This is a genomic window from Candidatus Edwardsbacteria bacterium, from assembly GCA_018821925.1.
GTDB lineage: Bacteria > Edwardsbacteria > AC1 > AC1 > EtOH8 > UBA2226.
The window spans coordinates 1-8376 of record JAHJLF010000006.1 but is presented as its reverse complement, the minus strand read 5'-3'; the positions used below and the strand labels follow the sequence as shown (position 1 = coordinate 8376).

At 55.1% G+C, this 8376-nt stretch carries 7 protein-coding genes; all 7 read left to right on the top strand.

Going from position 1 to position 8376, the window contains the following annotated elements:
• Positions 1–1190: dihydroorotase (locus KJ869_00390; GenBank protein ID MBU1575649.1), on the top strand; the 1190-nt coding region annotated here is incomplete at its 5' end.
• A 133-nt stretch (positions 1191–1323) separates the two neighbouring features.
• Complete coding sequence (locus KJ869_00385; GenBank protein MBU1575648.1) at positions 1324–3417, top strand: sodium-translocating pyrophosphatase; 2094 nt, start codon at positions 1324–1326, stop codon at positions 3415–3417.
• Positions 3418–3486: 69 nt separating this feature from the next.
• On the top strand, positions 3487–3726 hold the full coding sequence (locus KJ869_00380; protein ID MBU1575647.1) for a hypothetical protein: 240 nt from the start codon (positions 3487–3489) through the stop codon (positions 3724–3726).
• Positions 3727–3745: 19 nt separating this feature from the next.
• Positions 3746–4804 carry a redox-regulated ATPase YchF gene (gene ychF, locus KJ869_00375; protein MBU1575646.1) on the top strand — a complete coding sequence of 353 codons (1059 nt, stop codon included), beginning with the start codon at positions 3746–3748 and terminating at the stop codon, positions 4802–4804.
• Between the two features lie 67 nt (positions 4805–4871).
• Positions 4872–5669, top strand: coding sequence for an acyltransferase (locus KJ869_00370; GenBank protein ID MBU1575645.1), 798 nt, complete (start codon positions 4872–4874; stop codon positions 5667–5669).
• Positions 5666–6682, top strand: a complete 1017-nt coding sequence (gene thiL / locus KJ869_00365) for a thiamine-phosphate kinase (GenBank protein ID MBU1575644.1) — start codon at positions 5666–5668, stop codon at positions 6680–6682. Before KJ869_00370 ends, thiL begins: the two co-directional genes overlap by 4 nt.
• A 44-nt stretch (positions 6683–6726) precedes the next feature.
• The gene (gene glnA / locus KJ869_00360; GenBank protein ID MBU1575643.1) at positions 6727–8145 is read left to right on the top strand and encodes a type I glutamate--ammonia ligase; all 1419 of its coding nucleotides are present in this window, start codon (positions 6727–6729) and stop codon (positions 8143–8145) included.
• The last annotated feature ends 231 nt before the right edge of the window (positions 8146–8376 follow it).

The following is an 8376-nucleotide window of genomic DNA, read 5'->3' as shown; positions in this document are numbered from 1 at the left end:
TCGAGGACGGCCGGATCACCGGGATCGAAGCCAAGATAGATAACGCCCAGGCCGAAGTAATTGACATCAAAGGGCAGCATGTCTTCCCCGGCCTGGTGGATATGCATGTCCATCTGCGCGAACCGGGGCGGGAGGACGAGGAGACCATCGCCTCAGGCTCCCGGGCCGCCGCCGCCGGCGGCTTCACCGCCATCGCCTGCATGCCCAACACCCAGCCGGTAATAGACAGCCAGGGGCTGGTGCAATTCATCAGATCCCGGCAGATCCCCGAATGCCGGGTCTACCCGGTGGGCGCCATCACCAAGGGATCGCTGGGCGAGGAGCTGGCCGAGATCGGCGACATGTATCAATCCGGCATCGTAGGCATATCCGACGACGGCAAGCCGGTTACCAACTCCAACCTGATGCGCCGGGCGCTGGATTACTGCCGGATGTTCGACATCCCGGTGATATCCCACTGCGAGGACAAATTCCTGTCGGCCGACGGCGCCATGAACGAGGGGGCGCTGGCCACCAAACTTGGCTTAAGGGGGATCCCCAATGCCGCCGAGGCCGCCATGGCCGCCCGGGACGTGATGCTGGCCGACCTGACCGGGGGTCGGGTCCATATCGCCCACGTCTCCTGCGCCGAGACGGTGGATATCATCCGGCGGGCCAAGCGGGCCGGGATCAAGGTGACCGCCGAGACCTGCCCCCAGTATTTCATCCTGAGCCAGGAGGCGGTGATCGGCTACGATTCCATGATGCGGGTCAACCCGCCGCTGCGTAGTAAGGCCGACCTGATGACTATCATCGACGCCCTCAAGGACGGTACCATCGACTGCATAGCCACCGACCATGCCCCCCATTCATCTGAAGAGAAGGAGGTGGAGTTCGACCAGGCCCCCTGCGGGATGCTGGGGCTGGAGACATCGTTGGGCCTTTGCTGGACCCATCTGGTGGAGAAGAACATTCTTACCGCCTCGCAACTGGTAGAGAAGATGGCCGTAAATCCTGCCAGGATACTGAAGATAGAGAATGCCATAGAACCAAAGGCTGTCGCGAATTTGACCATATTCGATCCTCATGCGGAATGGGTGGTGGATCCGGCTAAGTTCAGATCCAAAAGCCGGAACACTCCGTTCAAGGGATATAAGCTTAAGGGCCGGGCGGTGATGACCATAGTGAACGGCCATCTGATAAAACGTTAGCTCCTGCTGAATTGCCGGACAATAAAAACATTGAAAAAAGGGTCGGTTCTTTGGTAAAATAACAAATTGAATCATCAACCTGGGGCCGCAATAATACGGCTCAGCAATTAACAACAGCTAAGGATATTTTTGTATGGATAAATTGTTGATCATCTCACTGGCGGGCGGGATCGCCGCCCTGGTGTTCGCATTTTTCAAGGCTTCCTGGGTGAACCGCCAGGATCCCGGGGACGGCAAAATGAAAGTGATTGCCGGGCATATCCGCGAAGGGGCCATGGCCTTCCTCAAACGCGAATACAGGGTGCTGGCCATATTTGTGGTGGTGGTGGCCATTCTTCTGGGACTGATCAACATGAAACAGGAGGGCTCAAGCTCATTAGTGGCGCTATCCTTTGTGGTGGGTGCCTTCTGCAGCGGATTGGCCGGCTATTTCGGGATGAAGGTGGCCACCAAAGCCAATGTTCGTACCACTCAGGGCGCCAAGACCGGGCTGCCCAAAGCACTGTTGGTGGCCTTTTCCGGCGGTACGGTGATGGGCATGTCGGTGGTGGGCCTGGGACTGGCAGGCCTGGCGATCCTTTTTTTGTTATATACCAAGGCTTTCGGCTTCGGCACCGGTGACGAGTTTCAACTGGCCCGCTTGCTGTCGGTGATCTCCGGATTTTCATTGGGCGCTTCGTCCATCGCCCTGTTCGCCAGGGTGGGCGGGGGCATCTACACCAAGGCGGCCGATGTGGGCGCCGATCTGGTGGGCAAGGTGGAGGCCGGGATTCCCGAGGACGACCCCCGCAATCCGGCGGTTATCGCCGACAACGTGGGTGACAATGTGGGCGACGTGGCCGGCATGGGAGCCGATCTGTTCGAGTCCTATGTGGGCGCTATCGTGGGCGCCATGGTGCTGGGGGTTTTCTACAGCATCAACCTGATTATGCTGCCGTTGGTACTGGCCGCCCTGGGCATCGGCGTCTCCATCCTGGGAACCTTTGTGGTCCGGATGAAGGACAACGGTGATCCCCAGAAGGCCCTCAATCTCGGCACTTTCGGGGCCGGGGCTCTGGCCATCATCTTCATGTATCCGGTGATAAAATGGTTAGTGCCGGAGGCCGTCAATTTCAGCGCCAATCCCACCGGCACCCTGATCACCCTGACCGCCGGCGGGATCTTCGGGGCGGTGGTGGTCGGGCTGGTGTCCGGCATCGCCATCGGCCTGCTGACCGAATATTATACTTCGGAATCCAGAGGCCCGGCCAGGAATATAGCCAAGCAGGCATTGACCGGTCCGGCCACCACCATCATCGGCGGGCTGGCCCTGGGGATGATGTCCACTGCCCTGCCGATGACCTGCATCTCCATAGCCATAGTGGCAGCCTACCAGTTTGCCGGATTATACGGCATCGCCATCGCCGCAGTGGGAATGCTTACCACCACCGGCATCCAGCTGGCGGTGGACGCCTACGGCCCGATAGCTGACAACGCCGGGGGCATCGCCCAAATGAGCTGCCAGGCGCCTGAGGTGCGGGAGCGCACCGATAAACTGGATGCAGTTGGCAACACCACTGCGGCCGTCGGCAAAGGCTTTGCCATCGGTTCGGCGGCCCTGACCGCTCTGGCTCTGTTCTCGGCCTACCAGGCGACGGTCGGGATCAAAGTGATCGATATCTCCAAGCCCGAGGTCATCGCCGGGCTGTTCATGGGGGGCATGCTGCCATTCCTGTTCAGCTCCATGGCCCTGCAGGCGGTAGGCAAGGCAGCCTTCGAGATGGTGGCCGAGGTACGCCGTCAGTTCAAGGAGATCCCCGGCCTGCTTGAAGGCAGGGAAGGCGTCGAGGCCGACTATGCCAAGTGCGTGGATATCTCCACTGCGGCGGCCATAAAGCGAATGATCCTGCCTGGTCTGCTGGCGGTGGTAACTCCGGTGGTCTTCGGGCTGTGGAACATCGAGGCCCTGGGCGGCCTGCTGGCCGGCGTCACTGTCAGCGGAGTATTGCTGGCCATCTTCATGTCCAACTCGGGCGGTGCCTGGGACAATGCCAAAAAGCATATTGAGTGCGGACAGCACGGGGGCAAGGGATCCAGCGCCCACATGGCGGCGGTGGTGGGCGATACGGTGGGCGATCCATTCAAGGATACGGCCGGACCGTCATTGAATATTCTGATCAAGCTGATGAGCGTGGTGGCTTTGGTGATAGCGCCGTTCCTGAAATCGCTGCACGCGATAATACGGTAAAACAACCCGAAGGTCGTGGTTCTTTTAGGATCACGACCTGTTTTCTCTTTTTAGGAAGCGATTAGACAAATGATAAACGAAGTAGAAAAAAAAAGACGAAAGATCCGCTGGTGGTTCAATATCACTTCCAGCGCCATCATAATTCTGTTGGGGCTGGCATTCCTGATCATGCGGTATATTTACGATTTCAACCCCATGCAGAAAAAGTTCTGGATGATCACCGGGCTGCTGCTGGGATACGGGCTGTTCCGGTTCCTCCTCTATTTCTGGCGGGGCAGGCATTTGTATGATGATATGGAAGATGAATAATTTTATGTGGAGAAAATAATTGCAACTAGGAATAATCGGACTGCCCCAATCGGGCAAGACCACCATCTTCAACGCCCTGACCAAATCCTGTGTCAAGGTGGGCGAATACTCCACCGGGTGCGAGGTGCACATCGGGGTGGTGAAAATGCCGGATCCCCGGCTGGAGAAACTGGCCGCCATGTTCAATCCCAAGAAAAAGGTCCCGGCCACCATCACCTACGTGGACATCGGGGGCATGTCCAAGGGGGCCTCCGGCCACGGCGGATTGGGCACGGAATTCCTGACCCAAATGCATGGCATGGACACTGTCATTCTGGTCCTGCGCGGCTTTGACGGAGCCGAGGGCAAAGCCAACCCGTTAGACGATTATACCACCATCACCACCGAGCTGCTGCTTTCCGACATGGCCATGATCGAACGCCGGATAGAGAAGGTGAAGAAGGACCTGGGAAAGATCAAAAAACCGGAACTGGAGAAGGAGCTGGCCCTGCTGGACAAATGCCGCGTCCACCTGGAGGGGGAGAAACCAATCCGGATGCTGGGCCTCAGCCCCGAGGAATCAAAGGCCTTGCGCAGTTTTCAACTTCTGACCGAAAAGCCGATCCTGCTGGTGCTGAACTATCCGGAGGGCGCTGATCCTTCCGCCGTCGCCGCTGAATTTGAGAAGCAGACCGGGGAGACCATAACGCCATTATGCGGGTCCATCGAGATGGACATTGCCCAGATGTCCGATGAAGAGGCCAAGGAGTTCCTCAGCGAGCTCAAGATAGAGGAGCCGGCTTTAAACAAGATGATCCGAACTTCCTTCCTATTACTGGGCAAGATAAATTTCTTTACGGTGGGCGAGGATGAATGCCGTGCCTGGACCATCCCGGCCAATACCAAGGCCCCCCAGGCGGCCGGGGCCATCCACAGCGACCTGGAGCGGGGTTTCATCCGGGCCGAGGCGGTTAGCTACGACCACCTTATCGAGACCGGCGGCTATGCCGGGGCCAGGGAGAAGGGCTACGTTCGTCTGGAGGGCAAGGAGTATATCGTCAAGGACGGGGATATACTGAACATAAAATTTAATGTATAGAAATATTAGGAATTCGTCATTCTGGACGAGGGAATGATAGAAGTAATAAAAGGTAAGTGTCATCAAAATGAAAATCGGTTTTGCACAATTCAATCCCGCTTTCGGACAGGTCGATAAAAATCTGTCGCGGATCGAACGACTGATAGGCCGGCGTCAGGCCGACCTATTAGTTTTGCCGGAATTATGCACCACCGGCTACAATTTTATCTCTAAAAAAGAGGTCCGGGTATTATCCGAGACAACCCGAGGCAAAACCGTCAATTATTTCAAGGAAATATCTAAGCGAACCAAAATAAATATCGTAGCCGGCTTTGCCGAAAAGGAGGGCAGTAAAATATACAACTCGGCCGTATTGGTCAGGCCCAGCGGCAAAATAGATGTCTACCGCAAAACCCACCTATTCGGCAACGAGAAAAAATATTTCTCTCCCGGCAATACCGGGTTCAAGGTCTTCTCCGTCGGCCAGGTCAAAATAGGAATGATGATCTGCTTCGACTGGATCTTCCCCGAAGCGGCCCGCTCTTTAGCCCTGCAGGGGGCGCAGGTTATATGTCATCCGGCCAACCTGGTTCTTCCCTACTGCCCAGATTCAATGCCGGTGCGGGCGCTGGAGAACCGAGTATTTACCGTCACCGCCAACCGCATTGGCCGGGAGAGCCGCGGCGGCAACGATCTGAAATTCATCGGACAGAGCGTCATAGCCGGGCCGAATGCCCGGGTGCTCAGCCGGGCGCCGGCCGATAAGGAGACTGTGAGTATCGTGGACATAGACCCGGCAATGGCAGATAATAAAAGGATCACTCCTGTGAATGATCTGTTCAAAGATAGGCGACCAGCGTTCTATAAGAGGATCATAAGGAAATGAAGAGAAACCGGGTCGGGATGAGCGAGTTCGGGCTCATCGATATCATAAAAAAAAGATATCAGACCATGAACAAGGACATCATCGCCGGGATAGGGGATGATGCGGCGGTCTTTGCCATAGACAAGACCCGGGCCGGACTGCTGACCATCGACACCCTGGTGGATAATGTCCACTTTGATCTTTCTTATACCTCCTTTGAGGATCTGGGCCACAAGGCAATGGCCGCCAATCTTTCTGATATCGCCGCCATGGGCGGCAGGCCGGTATTGGCGGTGGTGTCCATCACAATTCCGCGGGATATCAGATTGAAAGATATTGAGAAACTGTACGCGGGGATGAGGAAGCTGGCGAAAAAGTACGGAGTGGCGATTTGCGGTGGAGACACGATTTCCGGCAAGCAGCTGTCTTTGACTATAGCGGTTTACGGAGAAGGTCGAAAAAATAACATCGGGCTCCGCTCCGGGGCCAAAGCCGGGGACGCGATCCTGGTCACCGGATCTCTGGGGGCATCGCAGGCGGGGCTGGACCTTTTAATATCAAAAATCAACCCTTCGACAACGCTCAGGGCAAGAAATCAAAATACAAAATTATTTAAAAAGCATCTGAGGCCTGAACCCAGGGTCAAAGAAGCCCAGCTGCTGGCATCAAAGTTTAAACTGCACGGCATGATAGACATCTCCGACGGGCTGGCTTCGGAGCTACATCATCTTGCCCGGGAGAGCCGGGTGGGGATCCTAATAGATCAGGGAGCATTACCTGTGGCCGATGAGGCCATCACCGCGGCCAATAGCCTTAAAAAAGATCCCCTGGAATATTGTTTGTACAGCGGAGAGGAATACGAGTTACTTTTTACCCTGCCGGCCAGGCAGGCGGTCAAGGCCAAGATCATTTTAAGCAGAGCTGGAACGCCATGTTCCATCATCGGCCAGGTTATCAAAGGCAACGGAGTAAGAATGATCGGACGCGACCTCAAGAACGTCAAGGTGCCCGATCAGGGATATAAACATTTTTAAAATTACCGATTAAAATATTTAATCAACAAATTGGAGAACAGACCATGACCATGAAACAGGTAATAGAGTTCGCCAAAAAGAACAAGGTGACATTCGTTTCGGTAAAGTTTGTAGATCTGCTGGGGAAGTGGCACCAGATCACGGTTCCGGCCCACCAGCTGAATCCATCACTGTTCGAAAGGGGCAAAGGCATCGGCTTTGACGGCTCCAGCGTGGCCGGATTTACCCAGGTCAAGGCCGGGGATATGATCGTGATCCCCATCGCCGAGACCGGGTTCATGGATCCCTTCACCGAACTGCCGACCATGACCTTTATCGGCGACGTGATAGACGTGGCCACCGGACAGAAGTTCGAGCGCAATCCGCGGTATGTGGCCGAGAAAGCCGAGAAATATCTGAAATCCTCCGGCGCCGCGCCCGAAAGCTACTGGGGGCCGGAGTTTGAATTCTACCTGTTCGATTCGGTGCGTTATGCCAACCTCCCTCAGAACAGCTTCTATCAGGTTGATTCCCGGGAAGCCGATTGGAATACCGGACGGGATGAGAACCCCAACCTGGGATATAAAATGGCCCACAAGGGGGGATACCACGCTGTCCCGCCCCAAGATAGTTCCTTCGATTTCCGCTCGGCTCTGTGCCTGACCCTGGAGAAATGCGGGGTGCCGGTCAAATACCACCATCACGAAGTAGGCGGGGCCGGCCAGCTGGAGATAGAAGTGATGTTCGACACCCTGACCAAGATGGCCGACCGCAGTATGCTGGTAAAATATTTGGTTCATAATGCGGCGTACAAGGCGGGAATGACTGCCACTTTCATGCCCAAGCCGATGCTGGGCGAGCCCGGCAACGGGATGCATGTCCACCAGTACCTGGCCAAGGACGGATACTCACTGTTTTACAAAAAAGACGGCCTGGCCCACATGTCGCAGTTGGCGATGTATTATCTGGGCGGACTTTTAAAACACGCCCCGGCCCTGTTGGCCTTTACCAACCCCTCCACCAATTCCTATCGCCGTTTGGTTCCGGGATATGAGGCACCCGTTCGGGCCAGCTATTCGGTGGGCAACCGTACCGCGGCGGTTCGTATTCCCGGATATTTGACCGATCCCAAAACCATGCGTTACGAGTTCCGTCCACCGGATGCTACCTGCAACCCATACCTGGCCTTTGCCGCCATGCTGATGGCCGGACTGGACGGGGTCAAACATAAGATAGATCCCGGCCAACCCCTGAACAAGGATCTGTTCAGCCTCCCCAAGGCCGAGCTGGAGAAGATCCCCACCCTGCCGACCTCGTTGTCAGACGCACTACAAGCTTTAGAAAAGGACCACAAATTTCTATTGGAGGGGGGAGTTTTCACCAAGGATCTGATAGATACCTGGATCGGATTGAAATCAAAAGAAGTGGCGGCCCTCAATCTGCGGCCCCATCCGTTTGAATTTGAGATGTATTACGATTGCTAGCAATAAGCCCCGCTGTAAAGCGGGGCTTGTCATTTGTAAAAATAAATATTCAGGGCCTCTTGTTAAGTTGGAGAAAGTAGTATAAAATGTATATAATAAATATTAAGGAGTAAAAAATGAAATCAATTAAGGTTAACCCCATCTTTGCAATATTGATTTTAATTATTGCAAATATTTCTTTTAGCAGTGATTCTATACCGCCATTTATAATTTCTACTGCGCCAATTAATA

What these genes read in the sequence shown, in the direction of transcription:
- KJ869_00380 (MBU1575647.1), top strand. Translation starts at nt 3,487, where the DNA reads ATGATAAACGAAGTAGAAAAAAAAAGACGAAAGATCCGCTGGTGGTTC.
- glnA (MBU1575643.1), top strand. Translation starts at nt 6,727, where the DNA reads ATGACCATGAAACAGGTAATAGAGTTCGCCAAAAAGAACAAGGTGACA.
- KJ869_00370 (MBU1575645.1), top strand. Translation starts at nt 4,872, where the DNA reads ATGAAAATCGGTTTTGCACAATTCAATCCCGCTTTCGGACAGGTCGAT.
- KJ869_00385 (MBU1575648.1), top strand. Translation starts at nt 1,324, where the DNA reads ATGGATAAATTGTTGATCATCTCACTGGCGGGCGGGATCGCCGCCCTG.
- thiL (MBU1575644.1), top strand. Translation starts at nt 5,666, where the DNA reads ATGAAGAGAAACCGGGTCGGGATGAGCGAGTTCGGGCTCATCGATATC.